Source organism: Bartonella sp. AC10YNML (assembly GCF_042196825.1).
Lineage (GTDB): Bacteria > Pseudomonadota > Alphaproteobacteria > Rhizobiales > Rhizobiaceae > Bartonella.
This window is the reverse complement of the sequence record NZ_JBHIRA010000014.1, coordinates 32446-55751: the sequence shown is the minus strand read 5'-3', so window position 1 is coordinate 55751 and position 23306 is coordinate 32446. Positions and strand designations below refer to the sequence as shown.

13 protein-coding genes and 5 pseudogenes are annotated in these 23306 nt (G+C 37.3%); 4 read left to right on the top strand and 14 right to left on the bottom strand.

The genetic code is table 11. The annotated features are described in order from the left end of the window. The coding region (locus ACFINA_RS07535) for a filamentous hemagglutinin N-terminal domain-containing protein (protein WP_375615354.1) at positions 1–4571 on the bottom strand (4571 nt) is incomplete at its 3' end. Between the two features lie 25 nt (positions 4572–4596). Then, positions 4597–6393: a ShlB/FhaC/HecB family hemolysin secretion/activation protein gene (locus tag ACFINA_RS07530; RefSeq protein ID WP_375615353.1), complete on the bottom strand. Its 1797-nt coding sequence runs from the start codon at positions 6391–6393 to the stop codon at positions 4597–4599. Between the two features lie 957 nt (positions 6394–7350). Here ACFINA_RS07530 and ACFINA_RS07525 point away from each other — a divergent pair. Next, positions 7351–7806: pseudogene (locus tag ACFINA_RS07525) on the top strand (type ISP restriction/modification enzyme); the annotation flags it as partial. Positions 7807–8745: 939 nt separating this feature from the next. Here ACFINA_RS07525 and ACFINA_RS07520 read toward each other — a convergent pair. From ACFINA_RS07520 to ACFINA_RS07500, 5 genes and pseudogenes are all read right to left on the bottom strand, one after another. After that, positions 8746–9216, bottom strand: coding sequence for an SMI1/KNR4 family protein (locus tag ACFINA_RS07520; protein WP_375615352.1), 471 nt, complete (start codon positions 9214–9216; stop codon positions 8746–8748). Positions 9217–9487: 271 nt separating this feature from the next. After that, entirely contained in the window at positions 9488–9838 is a 351-nt protein-coding gene (locus ACFINA_RS07515; protein WP_375615351.1) for an HNH/ENDO VII family nuclease, read from the bottom strand. An 87-nt stretch (positions 9839–9925) separates the two neighbouring features. Then, positions 9926–12479: pseudogene (locus tag ACFINA_RS07510) on the bottom strand (DUF6990 domain-containing protein). A 97-nt stretch (positions 12480–12576) separates the two neighbouring features. After that, complete coding sequence (locus ACFINA_RS07505; RefSeq protein ID WP_375615350.1) at positions 12577–12840, bottom strand: hypothetical protein; 264 nt, start codon at positions 12838–12840, stop codon at positions 12577–12579. A gap of 883 nt (positions 12841–13723) precedes the next feature. After that, a pseudogene (locus tag ACFINA_RS07500) lies at positions 13724–14656 on the bottom strand (DUF637 domain-containing protein); the annotation flags it as partial. 1028 nt (positions 14657–15684) lie between these two features. On the opposite strand from ACFINA_RS07500, the gene ACFINA_RS07495 reads away from it, so the two are divergent. After that, on the top strand, positions 15685–16215 hold the full coding sequence (locus tag ACFINA_RS07495) for a hypothetical protein (protein WP_375615349.1): 531 nt from the start codon (positions 15685–15687) through the stop codon (positions 16213–16215). Here ACFINA_RS07495 and ACFINA_RS07490 read toward each other — a convergent pair. Together ACFINA_RS07490 and ACFINA_RS07485 are read right to left on the bottom strand one after the other, a co-directional pair. Next, positions 16208–17065, bottom strand: coding sequence for a hypothetical protein (locus tag ACFINA_RS07490; protein ID WP_375615348.1), 858 nt, complete (start codon positions 17063–17065; stop codon positions 16208–16210). The genes ACFINA_RS07495 and ACFINA_RS07490 overlap by 8 nt on opposite strands. Before the next feature lie 244 nt (positions 17066–17309). Further along, positions 17310–17363: pseudogene (locus tag ACFINA_RS07485) on the bottom strand (hypothetical protein); the annotation flags it as partial. A 727-nt stretch (positions 17364–18090) separates the two neighbouring features. On the opposite strand from ACFINA_RS07485, the pseudogene ACFINA_RS07480 reads away from it, so the two are divergent. Next, positions 18091–18262: pseudogene (locus tag ACFINA_RS07480) on the top strand (single-stranded DNA-binding protein); the annotation flags it as partial. Positions 18263–18289: 27 nt separating this feature from the next. Here the strand turns inward: ACFINA_RS07480 and ACFINA_RS07475 are convergent. From ACFINA_RS07475 to ACFINA_RS07455, 5 genes are all read right to left on the bottom strand, one after another. Continuing rightward, entirely contained in the window at positions 18290–18856 is a 567-nt protein-coding gene (locus ACFINA_RS07475; protein WP_375615347.1) for a biotin transporter BioY, read from the bottom strand. Positions 18857–19094: 238 nt separating this feature from the next. After that, positions 19095–19652, bottom strand: a complete 558-nt coding sequence (locus ACFINA_RS07470; protein WP_375615346.1) for a biotin transporter BioY — start codon at positions 19650–19652, stop codon at positions 19095–19097. Further along, the gene (locus tag ACFINA_RS07465) at positions 19649–20305 is read right to left on the bottom strand and encodes an energy-coupling factor transporter transmembrane component T family protein (protein ID WP_375607392.1); all 657 of its coding nucleotides are present in this window, start codon (positions 20303–20305) and stop codon (positions 19649–19651) included. Before ACFINA_RS07465 ends, ACFINA_RS07470 begins: the two co-directional genes overlap by 4 nt. Continuing rightward, on the bottom strand, positions 20302–20982 hold the full coding sequence (locus ACFINA_RS07460) for an energy-coupling factor ABC transporter ATP-binding protein (RefSeq protein WP_375607391.1): 681 nt from the start codon (positions 20980–20982) through the stop codon (positions 20302–20304). Before ACFINA_RS07460 ends, ACFINA_RS07465 begins: the two co-directional genes overlap by 4 nt. A 40-nt stretch (positions 20983–21022) precedes the next feature. Next, positions 21023–22450, bottom strand: a complete 1428-nt coding sequence (locus ACFINA_RS07455) for an amino acid permease (protein ID WP_375607397.1) — start codon at positions 22448–22450, stop codon at positions 21023–21025. Positions 22451–22614: 164 nt separating this feature from the next. On the opposite strand from ACFINA_RS07455, the gene ACFINA_RS07450 reads away from it, so the two are divergent. Further along, on the top strand, positions 22615–22947 hold the full coding sequence (locus ACFINA_RS07450; protein ID WP_375607390.1) for a hypothetical protein: 333 nt from the start codon (positions 22615–22617) through the stop codon (positions 22945–22947). Positions 22948–23306: the final 359 nt, after the last annotated feature.

Genomic DNA, 23306 nt, shown 5'->3' with positions numbered 1-23306 from the left:
TCGTTTCTTACCCCTATTGTTACCTCCCCTTTCGCGCCAAGAGCAACATTACCCTTGGCATCTATATCGGAAGCAGCCATATGGATATCTTTTCCAGAGAGAACAGTGGTCTCTTTTCCAGAACTTAAATGAGAGCCATTGTGTAAAGCAACATGAGATGTTTCACTCCCACTCTGATTGTCCATGCTGTTGCGTGTGGCATCAATCGAAACATTCCTCTCAGCTTGCAAGAGGAGTTTATCCGTTGCTTGAACATCAGAGCCTAAGATATTCAAATCTTTTCCAGAGGAAAGCGTTGTCGAGCCTCCAGAGTTGACTTCTGATTTATGATGCATGGTGGCATCACCCTGCTCATCATGGTAATGGGTTTCTGCTGAACCGATCGTCAAGTTGCCTTCTTCTGTAGCCATGGCAAGATCACCTCCGGTAGTGATCCCCACCCCTGAGGCGGTTATATCTTGTTTAGCAATCACCGTTGCATTACCACCAGCAGAAAGCGCCTCGGTGTTTAATACGGTCTCCACGCCGTCAACCGTTGTGCGCCCTGCATCCAAACGAATATTCTTCTCCGCAAGGATAACAGCATCACCACCAACAGCAAAATGCCCTCCTTGACTGAGGATATCCCCACCATGCACATGCAATTGGTGGTTTGCCGCAATACGCCCTGAATTGGTTATTGTGGAATTGCTCGTATTCTGGCTGGTGATATTGATATCATCGCCCATGATCAAAGCCCCAGCAGAAACAAAGGAGGCTCTGTCTTTTTCAGGGATATAAAGCACCGGTGCATAAACATCCATGCCCTTGACCTGTTGGCGCACATAAATCACCATCGGGGCTTCTAGGGATGCCAATTGTTCTTCACTCAAAGCCTCACCAAAGGGGAGATTGTGGGCTTTTGCATAGTCTGCCCCGACATCCAGCAAGGTTTTGACTTGTTCAATGGCATCACTTCCAGGAATAAAGGAGCCTTTGCCCAACCCTTGACCGACCAGATCACGCATTTGTTTCTCAATCAATTCCTTTTCGAAATAAGCATCGCCTAAGAAAAAAATCTCTCTGTCAGGATTGTAACCAATTCTGTTCAAATAATAGGCTGAGCCATAAAACTTGCCGACATCAAGAAATTCTGCCCGCGTTTCATAAATGAAATTTTGATTGGGTAGCGTGCCCCCAACCCCACCCGATTGGGGCTTTGGTAAAGGGAGCCCCTCAGAAAGTTCCCCTGCATTATTGAGATCCACTTTTGGTGTAAAGAGAGCATCAACCCCGGTTAAACCACTTAAGGACTCCAGTGGTTTACGTTCAGCTGCTTGTGCTTTAAAATGCGCATCCCCTGTAATGGAACCTTCCGCTGCCGTGTTATTGAGTTGATCGACCACCAAATTCAACGTGCCACCCGCTTGGACAAGACCAGGAACGCTCTCCAAAGCTTCTGAACCAATCTGGCGATCCTTGCCATTGGCTATATCTAAAGAAACATCGCGGCTTCCATCAGCTTTATAACCATAACAACTGTCTGTATTAGCCTGACAACCAAGATAAGTGTTTTTATAAGCCGTTGCACCTAAATTGGTCAGCACATTGGCGTGGATATCGGCATTTCCCCCCGCTCCTATAGAGCTATAATGGTTATCAATGGTATCAGCATTAATGATGAGATTGCCACTAGATTGTATTACCCCCGAAACAGTTGGTTTATGCGAAAATGCTTGTGTGACAGTCTTTTCTATCATGTGTGACCAATTTTCGTTTATTGACCAGCCCCCTCCTGCCTTCCGCCGAGAACCATTCCATTTATATGTCTGCATATGATCTCTACCATGCGCCCGTCCTTTTACCCAAGTAAAAGCCTTGTAGACTGTTCCATCTTTCAATGTTGCTTTGCCGTATGATCCTTCCTTATTATCAAAAAGTACTTCGTCCAAACTAAATAATGTATGCTCGATGTTAACACCAAGAATTGAGTCTGGCTCTTCAATGTGCCCCTTTCCCCAAAGATCTTGCTGTGTATTATGATATAACAACCCATCTCCGCTACCATGAAAATCCTCTGGTTTTTGGAAAGAAATATCGCTATATTTGGTTTTTTCCGTGATGACAGGCGTGCTATCAGCTTCGTTTTTCAGGGTGTTGGTTTGGATATTTAAGTTTCCACCAGCTTGAATAAAGCCTGCTTTGTTAACAAGGGAAAGGCTTTTTCCGCTGCCAGCTGCATTGGTAAAAGATAAATCACCTTCTGCCATTATGGTGCCAAAATCATTCAACAAAGCCCCATCAACTTGTAAAGCACCATTGCCCTTCACATAAATTAAGCCCGTTTTGTTGTTGGTCACATTGCCCGTCACGCTAAAGACTAAATCCTGCCCCGATGCCAATTGACCGCTATTTCCAAGCTCCCCCGTTTTGATCACGAAATCTCTGGCTGCTAAAACCGACGTTGTCTCATCAATCATAACGCTTGGAGCAATAAAAAGAATATCTCCAGTCCCACCGCCATCTCTTACGGCTTGTAGCCGCGCATTGTGAATATCAAGGGCATTGGTGCTGTTAAAATCTAAACCGCCATAAGTCAATTTACTGTCTGAGACATCAATATGATCTGCAATTAAATACAGCGTTTGCGGCGTGTAAATATGAGAACGATTATTGCTTAAATCGAGAGTGTTTGCCGTCAATCTCACATCCCCCTCAGCAGACAACACATTCTCAACACTGATCTCTCCTGATACCGATGTCAATGTTGCGTTGCCATAGCCAATGACCTGATCATAATAGATGTCGTTGCCTGCAAAAATTTCAATATTGCCACCACTGGCAATCTGACCAACCTTCACCCCTTCTTTTGCTGTAATCAAAAGAAAGCCCTTTTCATCTAAAACAAGATCCCCTGAACCGCCCGTAGAAACGACACCTGTCATCAGTGTGCCTGCATCAAGGCTGCCAACCTTTAAAACAGCTTCTTCACCCGTCATCAGCGAAGAAAAGTCAACCGCCCCACCCTCAATATTTGCCTTGCCATAGGCTAAAAGTTGCCCAAAATGAACGGGAGCATTTGTTGCTGGTTGTGCTTGAATGGCAACATTTTGATGCGACAGAATTGTTTGAGAAACAGATAGCCCGTTATGAGAAACCAGGGCGATATCTCCTGCCCCATAAACACTTTCAGCGACAATCGCACCTTGACTGCTCTGGAGATCAACATCCCCTTGGGTGCCAAGAACAATAACACCAGCAGCACCCGTTGCCGCCATATCAACCCCACCGGCTAAAAAATGGGCTTGTATATCACCACCGGCATGCGCCTTGAGATTCCCTTGCGCTAAAACAATCCCCTCAAGCTTCAAGTCTCCACCCGATTCAAGAGCCATATCAGCACCTGACCCTAGCCCTGAAACTTGAAGTGTCTGGCGCGAAGACAGCTCCATATCGCCCCCAGAGGTTGCCTTACCGGCAATCGATAAAAGCCCATCCTGCGCCTCTATTTTCAAATGACCATCAGCACCAACCGTTTCTAACGTCACATCCTTATGGGCGGCAATATCAATATGCTTTTTCGAGGTGATGTGCTTTGCCAATACGCTCTGGCTTTTCGATTTGAGGACAACACCCCCATGACCAAAAACATTCTTCAACGAGATTTTCCCGTCAGCAGAAAGATGCAACTGCCCCGCATTGGCTGCCATATCATGGCGCATGCGAACCCCAACACCTTTTTCGGTTGCCACAAGTTTAATCTGATCCGCTTGTAGAGCCCCCAAAGCAGAACCATCTATCGCATATTCCGGTTTACCGGTAATATCGGTCAGTTCTTTCATTTCCCGTGAAGCATAATCAAAGTGACCCGTCCCTGCTGTCACACCAATTTCTCTGCCCGCAACAGCTCCTTCAAAATGCACTGTGCGTGAGACAATATCGACAATATCAACCGCCCCTTGGCCTGAGAAAAAATTGGCTCCCTTGGCGCCAAAGGTGATGTCCCCACCTCGCACCTCAAAGCCTTTCAAAAAACCACTCGCATCAATTTCGGGAACACCTGTGGTTAAAGTCGCATGGGGCGTATTGATAAAGCCACAACCATCACAGCTTATCCCATTGGGATTGGCTATAATCACATCGGCTGGGCTCCCAAAAACCTCTCCTGGACCATGAAGCGCACTGCGCTTGCTGCTGGTTACTTCATTTAAAATCACTTTCGCCGAACCCGTGAGGCGCAAATGCGGATTGCCCGGCATAATGCCCCCCAACTGCGATTGCCCCACTTCTTGTGCATGATTGTTCCAAATCACACCTGCATTGCCAATATTAAAATCGTAATATTTATTGTGTGATAAGCCCTTGCCATTGGGGGTAACAATATCAATCGAGGGAACCCCATTGGGCGCTGCCACTATATCTGGACGATGGGCGGCATTCGCGTTAGGATCCACAGTAATTTGCGCCTGTAACGCTGAAGATGCGAATAAACAAGAAAAACCAAGTCCCCCAAATAAAACCTTTTTGAGCATCGTACTGGAGACTAAAACACCTAATAAAGCTGCTCTTTCTGCTCTCTTCTCATATCTCATACTTTAACTCCCCAATAAAAAATGCTTAAAGTTCCATTGTTAATGTCATAAAAAATGTTCCTGATTTTTTGTGCTTAACTGTGCTCCAAAAAATACTGGAATAACTGGCATCAAGAGAGACCATGCCTCCCGCAAGCTTGACACCTGCTGTCCAACCGGCAAGCTGGTCACTCTTAATCCCATAAAAAGCTTGCGAAAACACACGCCCATAATCCAAACCAACATAAGGGCGAAGTTCACCAAAAACCTTTTTGAAGGTCGCGTGATTGCTCCACGGAATGGTGCGTAGCAACAAATCATTCCGGCTAAAAAAACCGTTATTGCCAAAAAGCAAACTCTCACGCGTGCCACGAACATTGGAAGCGCCCCCCAACGAAATCTGTTCAGCACCCAATAAATTATGTGGTGAATATTGACCACTCAAAAGATTGCTCAGTATAAAGTCCAAGCCCCCTACCTTAAAAGGCGTCATGACACTAAGCGTACCAGTAAATTTGGCAAATTGTGGCTCCGCATCCCCTGCCCCTGGCGCATGTTTCTTTACTGAATGAAACAAAGGGAGCCCTTGCAAATAACTCACATCAAAGGTCCAGGTCCCCCCCAACATCTGGCGCGAATGCGAAATGCCAAAATTGGCGACGCTATATTGACGGCTGCCCACTTCAATCTTATTACCAAGGAGGTAATTGTTGGTTCTTTTATAAGAAAGACCCAAATTCAAAGTTGTAAGGGAAACACTATCACGGTAAAGAACCCTGCTTGTACTGGCGTGCAACTCACTGGAATCCCCCGTCGTCTCAATATCTGTAAAATTGCCAGGGATAATGCTTTGGTAATTATAAACAGTGCCATTCAATCCAAAGGTCCAATAACCATACGGAATACTCACACTCGCTGAAATGTTATTACTATGTCCTTCTTGCTTGCTCCCACCCCAATAATCGGGCTCACTGCGTTGATAGTTAAAATCCCACGCATCATTCATCCCTAAAATATTTTCTACCCTCAAGCCCGCACTATAACGCGCATAACCCGTGGAAGATTGTCCCATATTGTCATGAGAAACAGTAACCTTGAACGTTTTATCGGGATGATTGTTAATATTGACAATGGTGCTCCCTTCTTCACGCCCTGGAAGAAGTTCGCTTTGAGCGTGCGCTGAACTCAAACGGTTGATCTGATCAAGCCCCTGTTCAATATCGCGCATGTTCAAAACATGACCTTGAAGCCCAGGAAAAGCACTCCATACAACATTATTATAACGAGACGTCGGTGAACCATTATAGTAAATCTCTAAGAGCTTGCCCTCAACGACAACAAATTTGAGCGTCTTGCTGTTTTTGATATCCTGATCAGGAATGTAAAAACGCGCCGTTACATAGCCTTGATCCAAATAAACTTTGGTTAACTGCTTGATTAAAAGCTGGATATCAAAAAGACCAATACATCTTCCAACATAAGGCTCTGTTACGGCTGATATAAAGCGTTTTTTGACATGATGCACTCCCTCAACAACAACAGCATGAATGGGAAAACATTGCTTCCCACCCAAAAGCATTTCTGGATTTTGCTCTGAAGGCGTCTTGATCCTTTTAGGCGTTAAAGACTGTAATTTCTCAATTCTTTCTAATTGCTGCTTTTCTGAATACCCGCGAGAAAAATTATCGGTTGGGGAATGAAAAATAGCTGAGGAGCGCGCATAAACATTTACACCACTAAACAAGCCAAAGAAAACAACAATGGCACGAAAAATTCTCAAAAGAGAACTTTGGCGTAAAAATACACAAAACAATACAGACTGCCCCCGCTTTGCATTATTCATGAAGCACTCTTTAAAAGAACTTCATGGAACCTCTAACAAGTCCACTCAAAAAAGTCACTGCTCTATGACGCTTTTAACAAAAGCACATGCCTCTGTGACCAAAAAAGTGACACTAGAAAAACTACTTTATTTTAATTGCTGAAGATCTCTCCCCCACATTTCTATGGAAAAAGACCTTTAAACAAAACTGTTTAACCCGTCAATGGTTAATACATCAATATCCCCAGTTTAATGCTACAATATATTTATCAATAATTAGAGATAGATTCACTCTCCAGCTCCTCTAAGCCACTCAACACGCATATAAACGAGACATCATGCGATCAAGAACATCCTGTCGTCAAAAACCATCATAGAAAACAATAAAGAAACCTCTTTTAAAACTTTCTACTCAAATAGGCAAAACTCTCTGTACAGCGCATTAAGCAACCGTTCTCCAAAGACAATGATCTGAGTGATCTGAACAGAAGAGTTTTGTCCAGTGCTGTCAGTGTTGTCAGTTCTTTTTAGAGCCTATATTATTTTTTTAAATGAGAGAAAATTAAAAACATTATATTTCAATAGGTTAGAGTTTTAACGATACAACCTATATCGACAATACAATCTTAAATACAATCAATAATATATTATTTGTCAGTTTGTGTCAGTAAATTGAACTGACAAAATAGACTATTTTAGTGACTCATAAAACCTATCAAAATACTCATTATGATATCTTAAAAGCACATATCAAATTTGTCTTTTTTCCATAAAACGAACAGCAAATTTCACTAGTTTGCTGATCTTATCCCATGTCATGGGCTGTGGATAAGTACCTTTAAAAACCCCTTTTGAAAAAAAATATCGGTTTTTTAGCATTTTTCTGCATTTTTTCTCAATTCGTTCAAAATGGATTTAATAAGCTTCGTTTTGATTCTTTTGATAAGAATTAACCAACTCATATGAAAACGGAGCCCTGTTGTAACAAGGCGTGAATTGGGGTATTTACACGTGAGTTATGAAAAAGTAGAACCTTATCCCGTGACCTTTAAAAAGGGTAATCCAAAACTGACTGATATCTCTAATCCCGAATAGTTTTATTATGTGACTGAAATGAAATTCGCTGAGAATAGTAAGGAAAAGGATAAAACCACTGTTATTTACAATAGCAATATCATCATGACAGATATCCCTCTTGAAGCTTATGAGTATATCGTCAATGGCAAGCCCGCTCTTGAATGGGTTATGGGGCGTCAATGTGTAAAGACAGATAAAAAGAGTGGCATTGTTAATGATGCCAATCACTATGCTGTTAAAACCGTTGGAAATCCTGCTTACCCATTGGAGTTGTTTCAAAGGGTTATTAGCGTAAGTTTAGAAACAATGAAAATCGTGAAAAAACTACCAAAATTAGAAATAAGAGGAACTGAATAGACTTGGCATGCTAAACTCACAAAGGGGTATAAGGTTTTATACCTATAGGCTCTATACCCCCTTTATAAATAGCTTACATACAATCTTTAAAAGGATAATTTATCATGCGTTATTCTAAAAAGAAATCATTTGACTTTTAAAACACTGTATTTTGGATTGCTTTAAAAGCTAATATCGTAATCTAAAATGATAGCTTTATTGTTTTCAAAAGCTTTGTTAAAGAGAGTTATGTATATTCATTTTCTTATATTACTTATAGGCTTTGAAGGTTTCTTAAACCCTCAAAATACCTTCAAAAATATATCGTGGGTTGTGTTTATAGGTTGTTTATTAAAAAAATATATAAACGGGGTCAAAAGGAATACTCAAAAACCTCAAAATTCATAACCATAATGATCTTGATCGCATTTATTATGATTATAATCCCTTTCTTTTAAAAGGCTTTAAAGGATCACATGATTTTCATAAAGCACATTTTAATCACTCACTAAAATCATAAGTTTATCTATTCAAATGAACTTATAAAAATTCATAAAAGGGATTTTGATAACGTAATCAGTTTTTACTTTAATACGCTTTTCATAAGACACGCGTTAATTACTCACTAAAATAATCTATTTTGTCAGTTCAATTTACTGACACATAACTGATAAGTTTTATTCAACTCACATCATTGGTTATCTTTAAAGATTGTACTCTTGATATGAGTTATGTTTTTAAAATGATAACTTATTGAAATATAAATTTTTTAAATTTTCCTTATTTAAAAAAATAATATAGGCTCTAAAAAGAACTGACAACACTGACACGGTCTATTAAAAGGGATTTTGCTAATCTTTATAATGATCAATCTCTTTTTAGATGTTTTCATAACAAGCAATAAATCGCAATTATCCTATTTATCAACTAGTTGTATAACATCATCTAAGGTATAAGTTTTCATGAATCTTCCCCTGCATACTCTTTAATTCTTTTGCAGAGAAATTCATAAAAATTACTTGCGTAATATTCGGAATCTTCAGATGTATACTTGAGATAGAGTGGGCATTCACCATCCCGAAACTGCGTATAATCAAAATAAAATGTTTCACCAAAATCAGTTGTGCAGATAACAAGTTGTTTGGGGTCCGTAAAGCCATCTCTTCTATCGAGCAAATTTCGGTAAACAATATCACCAGCAGGAATACCTGCGCAGATTTCATAAATACTGAATATTTCTTCACCTCCAATTTCTCCTCCTCCATAATTTTTTAAAAAATTCTTATAGGAAGAGGTAAATTGTAAACCAAGAGCGTTCTCAGCTGTTTTAATCCGCACCTCATCAGGTGCATTATCTTGAGTACCAAAATTAATAACATGACTATGCATATCAACATATTGTGCAACATCCGATAAAGTATAACTTTTCATAAATTTTTCTCCATAAGTCACAGCGTGTTTTTACTCATAATGAGTGTTTCTAATGATCAATCTTTTTCTACTATAGCCAATGGAATTGGGATGAGATTGATAAAATCATAAGAGATATGTTCTTGAAGGAGCTCTTTTCTTATCTGTCTCTGTACAATCATCTCGCATTTACAATATATGATGGAATTAAAGGAGGTGATCATTAAAGTTTAGAGAGCGCCTTTTTGGGACATTACTCCAATATTTGCAATAATTACTTTTTCTTTTTTTCCTACTTAGGAATTTTTTTTGAAATCCAACAAATAATTTTTCTGATAAAATTTGTCTTTGGATTCATAGGAGTAAGCAAACTCCTGCCTTGATAAAATGAGTAGAGAACCTCAACAAGAGGACTATCTTGTTCTTGTGTCACAGGATGTAACATAATAGGCCTACAATCGACTCCAATAGGAGCTCTTCCTAATACCATTCTTTCCACATTTGTACCTGTTATTATGTGTCCTTTTTCTTTCCAAGAAGAAACTGTTTCAGGCTTAAACATTTCATCTTCCTGATAAACTTTTTGACCTTTAAATTCCACCGGCTCAGCTGCCCCCATACTTTTTTTCTTTATCCATTTCATGATTCATAATCCCCTCGATTTTTTCAAAATAATCAATTTATTCTTTGTTCTAATAGACTTAAATAAACTCTCCTTCCAAGAGCGAGGTTATTCCTCGCTAGAAAGCTCTGAGTGATCATCAAAATCTTTTGCTACCCGTTCAATCAAAGCGTAACTCAGTTGCTTCACCTTTGCTACTTCTTTAGCTAAAGCTAATGCACGTTCAAGGTGGGTTTTGTTGATGCTCTCATCAAAGCCTAGGTGGACCCTGTCGTAAAGCTTTGCTGATAAGATTGCAAGGTCTCAAAATCACCCAACAAAGCAAGAGCGCCAAGATGAAGCAAAGCATAATCCGTATCATCTCCCTTATCCGTTGCATCCTTTTCCCAAGGAGCTATACCATAATCAGAGCAAAACCTTTGAGAAAGGTTAATCTCTTTGAGAGCCCACTCTAGCGCATCATCAAGCGCCTGCGTTAAACGATCCGTAGTGACTTCTGGTTCAAAGATTTCCAGTCCCTTGGCTTCAAAATTAAGCTGTATATCTGGGATATCTTCCGTGTGGGTAGGATCAATGAATTTACAAGCAGCGGAAAGAATACCGGTGCTAATCAAAAAGGCGCTATCAAATTGCGGGTAGTCTTTGGCAATTTCGTCGTTATAAAGAATGTCTACTTCACGATCAGCCAATTGATAGGTTGCCATATGGTCATTCTCATTGATTTTCTCGGTTGACCAACCTAAGCTTTTTAAAAGTGCATGAGCACTTTCCATGGTGAGACGATCATCAATGTCATCTGCTTCCTCTGTCGCCTCAACAGCAATAGTTTTGGAAGCAACATATGCTGTTTGCGGATCCAAGCTTAAAATCGGTGCATTTTTCGGAAAACCTGCTCGATAACCCCGTGCAAGAGTGAGGAGATTATCAATTCTATATTTTGAGATTTCTTCCACAAAACCTAAAGGATTTCCCTTTCTAAAATTCTCCTTATAAGATTTGAGCTTTTCAACATCCCCAATCAAAACAAGCGCAATAAGGTGACGCGCTACAAGATCAAGTTCACTGTCTGGGGGAAAAGCTACATAATTATAAATGATCTGATTGACATTTTGCCGATCAGCCCACTCAAGTATATCTGTACAAATCTCCTTTAGCTTGCCTTCATCCAATTCAGTACTAGAAACTGTATAAACTTCTTCTGCTTCTTTGATGGCTATATATTGAGGCATATTATAGAAAATCTCTCTATGAGCCGTAGAAAAACTAAGTGTTGAAAGGGAAGCCTTAAATACAACAATCGGCTCTTCTTCATCACTTTGAAGGTTATACATTATATTGATGATACGGTCTTTACTTACAAAATAAGCATTGCGATTGTAGTTTTTATCACGATAAACTGTCCAACCCATTTCTTTTAATTGCTCTGCAACTTTATTGAAAGTAATCAAAACTTGTGGACTAAGATGTGCTTCTGCTGCCTCTCGCTCATTAAGGATTTTCAGATGTTTTTCAGCAAATTCAACGGCATGGTTAACATATTTTTCTACTTCATCATCATCCAAATGTTCAGAAATCGTACCAGCTTCTAGAAAATTTTTATAAGATTTCAGGATATCAATTCGACCTGTCAACGCTAAACAAGCCAAATGCCAGACTATATCTATATTGTAGCTATACTTTTGAACACGTGTTTTTCTTTCTATTGATGCTTGTAAATCTTGGGCACGTGCCCACTGTATTATCCGCTCAGAGATTTTTGTTAACTCTTGCTCATTCAATTCCTCTACACAAATATCAATTTCCTTGCCAAAACCACTAAAAAACCTCCTCCAATTGTGTTAAAAGACCGATAAATATTCGTAGGTCGTATCCAATTATATTCTCTCCTATAGTGAATATATTTGCAAGCTACAGAAATCTCTTCATTAGATATTTCAGCTTCAAGACGAACATTGTAATTATCATGAAGACGTATAAAGCCAAAATCAAATTGAATAAAACGGTCTGGCAAAAAGAGAAACATTCTCTCAGGTTCCATAGCAATCCATCCTCGCGTTTTGAGGATGCGACTTGCTGCGATGAGATTTATCGAGCGCTGTTTTGGCTTATTGCGCGTTAGAATATCGTCTAATTCCCCATTTTTATAGGCCTGTGCAAAAAGAAGCAAGCGTTCATTCCACGTCATCATTTTATAATCAGAAAATTCTGATACGTTTATTTTGGGCGTAGACTCATAACTCCTTAAAGCTTCTATCTCGCCGAGAAGAGCCTTTGCAACAAGAGAATGATTAGCAGCTTCTTCATGTAATTTTTGTTTAATATTTCGTGTTTTTGCCCAAGTAATGACTTTGTTTAAAGCAGATTCAATATGACTTTCTGAAAGATCCGGTACAGTAACCCCGAAATCACCTATTTCTGGATAGAGTATATATCCATACCGTGACTTTTGCCCCCTAGAATATTCACAAGCAAGACTATAAAAAGCAGTTGTGAGACTAGCTAATAACCAAAATTTTTCACCATCCGTTTCATGTTTCACACCATAGCTCAAATCCACAATGCGATCCGGAAGATAATAATAGGCAAATGTATCGCCTACTTCATCACGATAGAGCTCACAGCCCAGACTTTTTAATATTTCTGCTGCATCTTTAGTTTGCATAATGTTTCACTCTTCTCCAACCGCCGGATAACAGCTAACTGTATAAGGAATTATTCTATTCCACTCTTTGTTTATTTGATTTTCACTCCAATTGTCTCTAAACTTCTTTCAGAAGCTCTGCATCTCCTTCGAATTTTTTCAAATCTTCTTGGTATTTATTAAGCTGTTCCTTATTTTCCCCTAGATAGCGTTTCATAATTTTTCCAAAAGGTTTTGCATCTCCTGTTTTATACGCTATTTCAAAATCTTTTTGACATTCTGTTAATTGAAAATTACCAGTTTTTATATCAATAACTTTTAATACACCTTTCTCCACATAAATAATATCAGGGCGATGTATTTTTTTTAACGAAAAGTTCATAGATTATTCTCCATAAGTCGCAGTTTATTCACGCTAATACTGTTCTACCACTGTAAATAATAGTTGATCTTTCGTCTCCCAGCCAAGCGTTTTTAAAATCTCTGTCACGTCTTTAGTTCGCATCGCTATTCACTTTCATTCAAAAAGTCCTGGATAATGAAAAACGTTAACGTCAGTTTTGTCTAACTTATTATTCAATTGTCCTTTAATCCATTCTTTACTAGCCTCGTTTAATTCTTTACCATTTCCTTTAAAATCTTTGAACGATTCTTGATATGCCTCTAATAACTCTTTGTTCTCTTTAAAAAAATTATAAATTTTTCTTTTGTGGACTCAGCATTTCCTTCTTTATATGCCTCTTTCAAAATCTTTTGTTCTTTACTTAATTTAGCATTCTTTCCCGTTTTACTTCTCTAATGTTTATTTTACCATCCTTTATATAAACAAAGTCCGCACGAGATTTTACTACCCCTTACCCGTCTTATTTTTGAATACTATTTCTGTCTCGCATACTATACATCCTTCATCCTTTAATTCTTATTTTTTATCATGATGCTTCCTGACTTGTTCAAGTATGTTACCCTTTCCATCATTATTGTTTTGTGTTTCTTTTTTGTGTTTCTTTATTGTTTCCGTTTTTTGTCTTATTTTTACTTTCCTTCTGAGAAGCTTTGTTTTTTTCTTCTTTGTTACTTTGGTTTGTTTTTTCGCTGTCTTCTTCTGCATTTTTCGATGCAAACAAATAACCAAGGAAATCCATTATAGCCGTCCCATTGCTAGAGAATCCAATAATAGTTGCTCCGCCAGCCATAAAAAGAGACAGAGCTGCCAACTCTTCTAGTGTAAGCGACACAATGAATGCTGTTAATGCTGCTACCGCAGGAAGAAAATTATTCTCCGCAGCATTTCCAGCGGCATCCGCGCCAGTATTGACATCACCACCAGCAAGAGCAGCAGTAAAGCCCCCCACAGCCCGTGCAACATCAATGGTGTGATCTCTAAAGTCAGCAAACTGCGCATCAATCTTTGCGTTTATACGCGCTTGCTCTTCCGCAGTTGGAGTGCGACCGTTTAGATCCCCCATTTCCTCTTTCATAATGCCTTGCACCCACAATTGAAACTGGAGCATAGCTGTGGTTTCGCCCACAGCCCCGCCAATAGCACCGGTAGAGCAAGCACCGTTCGAAACAGCGCCTTTTAAACAGCCAAGACCAGCATGAGCAACAATCTGTGTTACCGTATCTATTTTGCCTTCAGCCTTGGCGGTACCGATTTCTTCCGCCAACAATTTGCCAACCGTATCAGACAGGGCAATGCGCAGATTGTTAAAAAAGTTCTTGTCAAGAGAGCCACCCTCAAGAGCCGTTTGCACGCCTGTGCCAATGGCGGTTTTAATCAGGTTCTTTTCCGCTTCACTGGCGATACGATCGACAAAAGGAGCGGTTTTTGGCAAAGATTGTCCAACACCTGCCATTTCCGTTATTTGGCTGGTTAAGCCCGCCGTTAACATCGACGAGACAATACCTAAAATATTTTTTGAAGAGCCTAACTCATGCAAGGCACCAGCAATATTGCCGCGATTATTGACAGGAGCCACAGCGCTTTTGTTAATCAGTGCTTGGACACCTGCCTGTATCGCCGCATTCATGGCCGTACTCGAGCCAAGCCCCAAAGCACCGGTAATGGCACTGGCAGCGCCCGAGGCTGCTCCGCCCGTAACCGCCCCCGTGACTGCCAAGGCCACGATAGCCGCACCGGCTTCTGTCAGCCCTTGGGTTTTATAATCCCAGTCTTTAAACTCAGCCTTAACTGCTTGCTAATCAACTTTCCTTACAAATCTTAATCAACCCAAAGTAATAGCCTGAAATAGCCGTGTGTCGTATGGAAAATTAAAAACAAAAACCGAATGAAGAAAATGCACTTGAGACTTGCCTATGGCTTCACAAGTTTATTGCTGTAAAAGCTTCAAATGATGATATCTCTAATACTTTTTCGCTTGTTCTCTTGTGGTAGCTTCCACAAGCGAAAAGATATGGACGACGACACCTCTTCTCAAGCTTATCAAACTGAACTCAAAGGTATTTCCTTATTGATTTTGAAAGAGTCCTTAAAACGCATTTTGCAGAGCAACGTAGAAAGCATGTCTAAAAAAATCATTCCAAAAGCAACAGATTTTTCTAAATATTGTGAAGAAATTGAAAAAGATCTTCTTTCACGAATCAAAACTCTTCATGAACTAATAATAGGAGAGTTTAAAATAGATTTCTAAAAAATAGCAAAATAGTGAAAAGTGCTGATCATTTTTGGATTGGATATGTATTTAAAGAGTGATTAAAAAGTTTTTTTAATGTACAATATATTTCTAGAAGCCAAAATGGCTCTATAGTATCAAATTTATAAAGTAAATAAATCCATTAATACAAATTAAGGATTTTAGGATACACGAATTTCAAAATATTTGTTTTTTAAAACATGAATAGCCAGCATCAGCACAAAAAATGTTGCGGCAATTATGAGTTACTTTCATGTATTTTTGAAATAACAGAGCTTCTCTTTAATGTTTATGAAAGGGTTGCCAGTGCTATGGGCTTTTTTGAAAGGTGAATTTGAGTATCAAAATGCAAGCCAGAGTTTGGGATTATGGAGCTCTGTGTTTAAAGCTATCATCAAATATAGATAAATCATAGATGAGGTTAACTAAAATATTAAAAGCAACTGGATGCAATAGAAGACATTGCTATTAAAAGAAAAGCGAATGCTAAAAGAACTAAAAGATAGATTGTATTTTTATATCAGAAAATAATTTAAGAAATTGAGATCATAATTTTTCCACAGGAAATAAATATGTTTACAAATAAGCAGAGAAAAGCCTTGTTTGGCGTTATAATTTTTATATTTGTATGTTTTTCAGGAATAAGAAAAAATCTTGACTTTATTCAGAGTATTTTGACATTTGCGTCTATTTCTTTGGTGATAGTCACAACTGTTTTTGCAATTTTATGCAATTCTAATATACCCTCTGAATTGCAAAACAACCCACAATATAAATGCGGCAATACAACAGGTTGGAAGAAATTAACATGTGAGTTACAACAGTATATGCACAGTCTCCTAAAGTTAATAATTTTAGCGCTTGTCGTTTTAATTTTCCCAAGTAGTTATAAAGAAACTATTTCTTTGCCTGTCATTTCTAAGTACGTGGAGCACAAGTTTTCTTTTTCACTAGACACCGTACTTTGGTACTTAGATATTGCTCTTGGATATGCAAATATTATACTTTGGTACTTTTTTTTAGTCTGTGTATTCTTTCTTATGTCACGTACACGCAGTTTAATAAATCTATCTATTTACACGCTACAGAGCTCTATTAAATAGATACAGTAAAATTTAAGATTTCATGCTTTAATTTTTCTTTTATATTTACTTCATTATACATACCATTATCATTTTTAATTGTTTTAATAGCAAATTTATGTTGAAAATTTTCAGTATTAAATATTATATCAAAATTATTATGTGTCTTTCCAACAAAACTTATATTTTTAAATACGGGATTTACTTCATATCTTTTAAAAAAGTTCAAAAAAAACTCTTTTAAATTATTTTTTTCTTTAAACTTTATATCCAAGCCGAATTCTATTTCAGTATAATCATCCGTGGGAAATTCACCCAACACAAGTTTAGCCATCTTTAGCAAGTTGCCTTCTGATTGCATTGCAAAAAAGTCTGATTGTTTTGGTTGTGTATATTTCAGTTTTATCTCTTTAATTAAAAGCAATTTTTTTTCGAACTCTTCTTTACCAATAATATCAGCTGAGATATCAATCATTTTCGAGGGGAAAGATTTTTTGTAGTGTAGCTGCAAGAATTTATTTAACTCTTTATTTGAAGAAAAAAGAGTGAACTCTACAGGAATCAAAACTCCAAAATATTGCTTATTTTGTTCAATATATTTTCTAGGACGTGGGTTAGGAATATTCTGAAAGTCGTTTTCAGAATCAATTACTTCAGGATTATAAGGGCTATTTTCTCCCGTTAAAACATAAATCCAATAGCAGATCTTTGAGTTCACAGAAAACTTTTCGATTACTAAGGTAGCACATTGATTATCACGGTTAAAATAGTACGTTCCTTCCTCTAAAAATTTATCAGCACCACTGTTATTAACTAATTCTGGGGCTGGATCTATTCTATATTTATAAGAAAGGAAGTTAAGGGTATTCATAAAGTTAACATAATTACAATGTCTATAGTCTTATCAGATAGTAGGTGCTGCCAAAGTTATCTTAGTGGTTATGAGAAGGTAGTGTATCCAAAATATATTTCATTGTTTAGAATCGTTTAGCTGAGAATTAAAGCTATAAAATTTTAATTGCAGAAGCAATACGAGTTTTAGAGAACTCTGCAGTGAAAGCTGCTTAGATTTTCAGAGTATGACTCCCTTTCCCTGCTTTTAAGTGGAGGAAAAATTAAAACATTAAACGAAGCATGCCATCACGTAAAATGGCGTTAATCCGCATTTGATATCCTTTCCCTTGACTTTTAAAGTCACGCTAGCACATCTGAATCCACTCGCACTGTTGTGACAGTTTTGGGTGGTTTATAGAATGGATTGAAAACGGCGTTTTTCCAGAACACATCATTGAGTGACGGAATATCTCTATGATCAATTGCACTATCCGACATTACAGCCAATTTATCAATTTCAAGTCTCTGTTTATCTGTCAAAACTGATAAGTTACCTACCTCAATTTCATAACGAACTTTCTTCTTTATAACGTTTCCTCTCTTTCAAATTGGCTCGTCGAGCTGAAATAATACGCATTACCTCTATACCATCTTTATTGTCATGGACAGTATGCGCTACGAATAGTAATAAAAACCTCCACAAGCACTAAAGCTTGATAACCATACTCTCTATTTTCAATACGGTCTTGGTTAGCCATGGAGAATGGATCAGAAAAAACATATGCAGATATTTCAAAACTTTACATGATGCTTTCTAAGATTACTTTTTGTTTTAGCATCATCCCATTCAAATCTCATTTTTATACCTTATATTAATACATTTATAAGGGTATTATATACATCAAGAGTTCTAGATAAACACTTAATTATCCATGTTTTGGTACAATTAATATAATTTAATACTTTAAAAATTAGTGCTTAATTAACTAAAAATATAAAAAAATAATAAATTATTCTATGGCTTTATGCATATAATATGCAAATCGAATAAAACTTACAAGCATGCTAAATAAAACGATATTAATTGGCTATTTGGGAGCTGCTCCTGAAAGCAAAAAGGAATTTTGGTGCCTAAACATTCAATTTTCGTATGGCTACCTCTGAGAGCTATGCAGATAAAAATACCAATAAAAAAGTAGACAAAACAAAATGGTATTCCGTGGTGCTTTTTAATCTACAGAAATTTGGAAAAATTTGTTCTTCAGTACAGAACTGCCCCTTTTTTCGAATGAATGAGAGGAACGGTTTTTTTTATGGTCAACGCTACAAAGGATGCAATCAGCACTTTCAAGAAACCACTAACCAAAAAACCTAATGAACTTATTAAAACTGTCAGCAAAGGGACCTGTGTCATATAAGCTACCCATGGTATTCCAAAAGAATAAACTATCCCAATGCCACCCACAATATTTATCATAAATAATATTATAAAATTTAACCGCTGCCAAAGCAATTCTACCATAAAGCCAATAAAAAATGCAGCAAATGGAAAACTAATCAGATAACCACTCGTAACTCCTGAAAAAACACTAATTCCACCACGACCACTAGGCAATAGAGGTAACCCAATCGCAATAAGAACAAGGAAAAGAAGTGATGCTAAAGCTCCCCTTTTCGCTCCAAGTATAGATCCTGCTAACATCGGAGCCATAGACTGAGCTGTAATAGGGACACCCAGCAAAAAAGGAAGATAAATAGGAGGGAAAAGACTCAAAACAGCGTAAATAGCGGCAAATAAAGCAATATAAATCAAATCTTTTGTATTCACTGAATTATTCCTTCACTAGGGAAAATATTTCGTTATTGTTGTACAATTAATAAAAAGTATCAGATTTATAAAAGTACACTTTAAATACATTAGATATAGAGAAAAATACTATAATAATTTATTTTAATAATATCACTTATATGAATCATATTAGATTCTACAATTTTTAATTACATCATAAATTACTATAGTTAAATTCAATAATAGTGATATATGAATATTATATAATGCATTTATTTTAGTTATTATGCTTTGAATAAATTAGAGGAACAGATCTTTTAATCGCGAGTGCAATAAAGGATGCAATCAACACTTTTAAACAATCGCCTATCAAAAAAACTGATGAAGCCATTAAAACCTTCAGTAAAGAAACTTTGGTCATATACGCTGTCCATGGAACACCAAAAGAATAAACTATCCCAATGCCACCAAAAGTATTTATTATAAATAATGTTATAAAATTTAACCGCTGCCAAAACAACTCTACCATTAAACCAATAAAAAATGCGGCAAATGGAAAACCTATTAAATAACCACTTGCAATTCCTGAAAAGACACTTATTCCACCACGACCACCAGGCAACAGAGGTAATCCAATCGCAACAAGAACAAGAAAAAGGAGTGACGCTAAAGCACCCCTTTTTGCCCCAAGTATAGACCCTGCTAGCATCGGTCCCATCGATTGAGCTGTAATAGGCACCCCTAGAAGAAAAGGAAGATAAATAGAAGGGAAAAGGCCCAAAATAGCATAAATAGCGGCAAATAAAGCAATATAAACTAAATCTTTTGTATTCATTTGATTCTTCTTTTATTATAAAAACTTTTATTATTATGAGATGCTGTATCAATAGTATCAGCATCATAAGAACGCGCTTCCAATGCTTCAGCCACTTCTGAAGCCATTCTTATAGTCCGTATAATTAAAGGTATCGCAAGAGCGACAATGTTAGTATTAAGTCCCCTTGCTTGCTGTGCTTCATGTACCTCATTAAACTTTTCACTCAAAAGAGGAATAAACCTGATCGCCATAGAGATAACCATACTCACTTTTGATGGATTTATACCAAAACAACGAAAGGGCTGGAGGCCTGCTTCAATTGCATCTACCATATCTGAAACTTTTGTTGTGAATGAAATAACTGATGATAAAGAAAAGAGGATAACAAGACGTAATATGACCTCAACCCCCGTAAGCCAACCGCTAAAAATAGTTTGAAATACAAATAGAAGAACTAAAAGCAATCCCATCGATTTAAATTGCTTTATCACAGTTTTGAAAGGGATTTTGGCGACTCTATAGAATAAGATGACCAACAATAGAAATAACCCAAGAAGCGCTATGGAAGAAACCATTATTATAAAAGTTCCACAGGCCGTAAGAAATAATAACTTAACTCCAGGACTTAACCTATGAATAAATGTATCCCTCGGAATATATAAACCGATCATGACATTCTTCTTATATACTCCTTTATAGCAACAAAAGGTACATCATCAATTGCTATATCCCCCTTATCAAAAACCAGCACTCTATCAAATTTTTTCAAAAACTCTAAATCATGCGATACAACTATTGCCGTTTGTGGTAATTCTTCTATCACTTGCGTAACGCGATGCTTATTTCGCAAATCAAGTAATGTCGTCGGCTCATCAAAAATAATGTAGTCTGGTTTCATTGCAACTACACTGGAAATAGCAACGAGTTGTTTTTGCCCACCACTTAATAAATGGACAGCGTGATTTCTGAAATCTTGAAGTTCATAGCGCTGTAAAATTTCATCTACACGCTCCTTAATTTCATCTTTATTAAGCTTTAAATTTTTGAGACCAAAGGATAAGTCCTCTTCAACTAATGGTAAAACAATCTGATTATCGGGATTCTGAAAAACAAATCCAACTTTACGCTTTACTGCTTTTGCGTCGCGTTTTGTATCAAGCCCATCAACGCTTACACAGCCATGAGATGGTAATTGGAGCCCATTAATAAGGCGAACAAATGTACTTTTTCCAGAACCATTCGCACCTATAATAGCAATTCGTCTTTCGGTAAGCTGTACAGTAATATTTCTTAAAACACACAAATCACCAAAAACTTGTGTTACCTCATCAAATTTTATAATCCCCAAGGCTTATTCCAATCAATCCCTTTTATTAGCTCTTCTTTCTCTATCGTTTCAGTTTATAACCTAAAAGTAATAACAAGCACCATAGAGGAATAATAATGACTGCCAAACTCATATCAGGCATCTGTACAGGAATATATGCTTCAAGAAAAGGCAAGCTTATTCCTATCATATCAAAAAGTCGAGTCATCAATCCATTTTTCCCAAAACCACTGACAAACATAATGCAAAATAATAAAGCAAGAAAGCAGAGGCAAAGATAGTTAGCGTAAGGATATAAACCAAACGCATAAATAAAATCGCCCTTTCTGTTCTTATGGGCATTGCGAAATTTCAAATGAACAATAACAATAATAGCCCAAGTAATCACTGCTGCTGCAGTTGCAAGAGCCATGATCCGCATGAAACTATTATCAGGAACAAGAGCATTAACAACGACAATCAACGCCGTACATAATGATGAAAAAAGGATAGCAATATAAGGAACACGAGCAGCACTCAGTTTACTAAAAATATGTGGTGCATTTTTTTGTACAGCTAAACTATAAAGCATACGGCCATTAGAATAAATGCCACTATTGTAAACAGAAATAGCAGCCATAATCACCACAAAATTCAAAATATGACCAGCAGCAGGAATTCCTATAGTCTCGAAAATTGTGACAAAAGGACTACCTTTTTTTCCAATCATATTCCAAGGGCTGATTATCATAATAACACTGATAGAACCAATATAAAAAATTATAATCCTCCACATAACTTGACGAATAGCCGCTGGAATTGTTTTTTGTGGATTAGATGCCTCTCCAGCAGCAATACCAATAAGCTCCGTTCCTCCAAAAGAAAACATTACTACAGAAGTTGCTAAAACAACCCCTACTGCTCCATAAGGAAAAAAACCGCCATGGTCCCAAAGATAATGAATATTCGCTTGATTTTCCCCTAGTCCAGTGACAATGAGAAAAATTCCAAAAATAATCATACCAATAACAGCAGCCACTTTGATCAAAGCGCAAGCAAATTCAAATTCTCCATAAAAACGAACATTAAACAAATTAACAAATGTAACAAATAAAAGAACAATGAAAGATGTCTTCCAATGATCAATCAAAGTCCAATGATCAAGGTAAAACCCTATCACTGTAAGTTCAGCCATGCTCACAAGAATATAAAGAAACCAATAATTCCAACCTGTTATGAAACCAGCTAATCTCCCCCAATATTTATAAGCAAAAAAACTAAATGCTCCTGAAGACGGTTCTTCTACTGACATTTCACCAAGCATTCGCATAATGAAATACATAATAAGCCCGCCGACAAGATAAGATAAAATAACTGAGGGACCAGCTAATTGAATTGCCTCGGTTGACCCATAAAAAAGTCCTGTCCCAATAACGCCACCCAAAGCAATCATTTGAATATGGCGATTTTGAAGGCTACGCTTCAATTCCTCGTGCTTTTTTTCAGACATCATGCCTCACTACTTTTGTTGAACTTAACCTCAACTTTTATTGAAAAATTAGGCACCTCTTTCAAAAAACACAAAACAAACGTAAACTTATTTTCTTATCATAATGCAACTCCTTATTTTTTTGTGCATTATACGTATGTCCCGTTGAAGTTTTAAGAAAAAATATGCTCCACCCTTTATTTAAATTAATGTCCTTCATTTTCGTTACACTAACCATTATAGCATTGGTCATTGATAACGCACACTCTGTAATCACATCACATTGGACAACAACCCCCTTTAATAAAATTTTAACAAACCTTCTGCAAACAGATATCTATCACCTTAATCAATCTCTATGCAAGGTAATGCCTGATTTTCTGTCCTCAATTTGCATTACTCTTACTTATTTACCCGCATGGTCTATCTTTGGGGCTTTAGCAATAGTATTTTGTATCTTAAATTACGAAAAACAAAAGCCTTTTCACAAAATATCATATAATAAAGAGTCCATTTGATCTTGAAAAAAACTTCTAGAGCTCTGTGTACTATAACATAATCGATGTTGCTTACCCCCCCTCACTCTATTAAAACAACTGAAAATCACTTAATCATCAGAACAAATTAAAACGCTTTATTATAAATATAGGCGCTCACTTATGATTTCTATAGATAACGATAACATCACTTTATTTGTATCAATTTTAAAAAATTAGCGAATAAATCTACCTCCCACCTATAAGAAAACTCTGTACAGAAAAAACTTAAAATATTGCAGTTCATATATTCTTCTACGGCTGCTTCTTTATACTCTACAAAAACTTTTCTTAATTTTCGTACTAGAAACCCCATATAAAAAACGTCTTCTAATATCAGC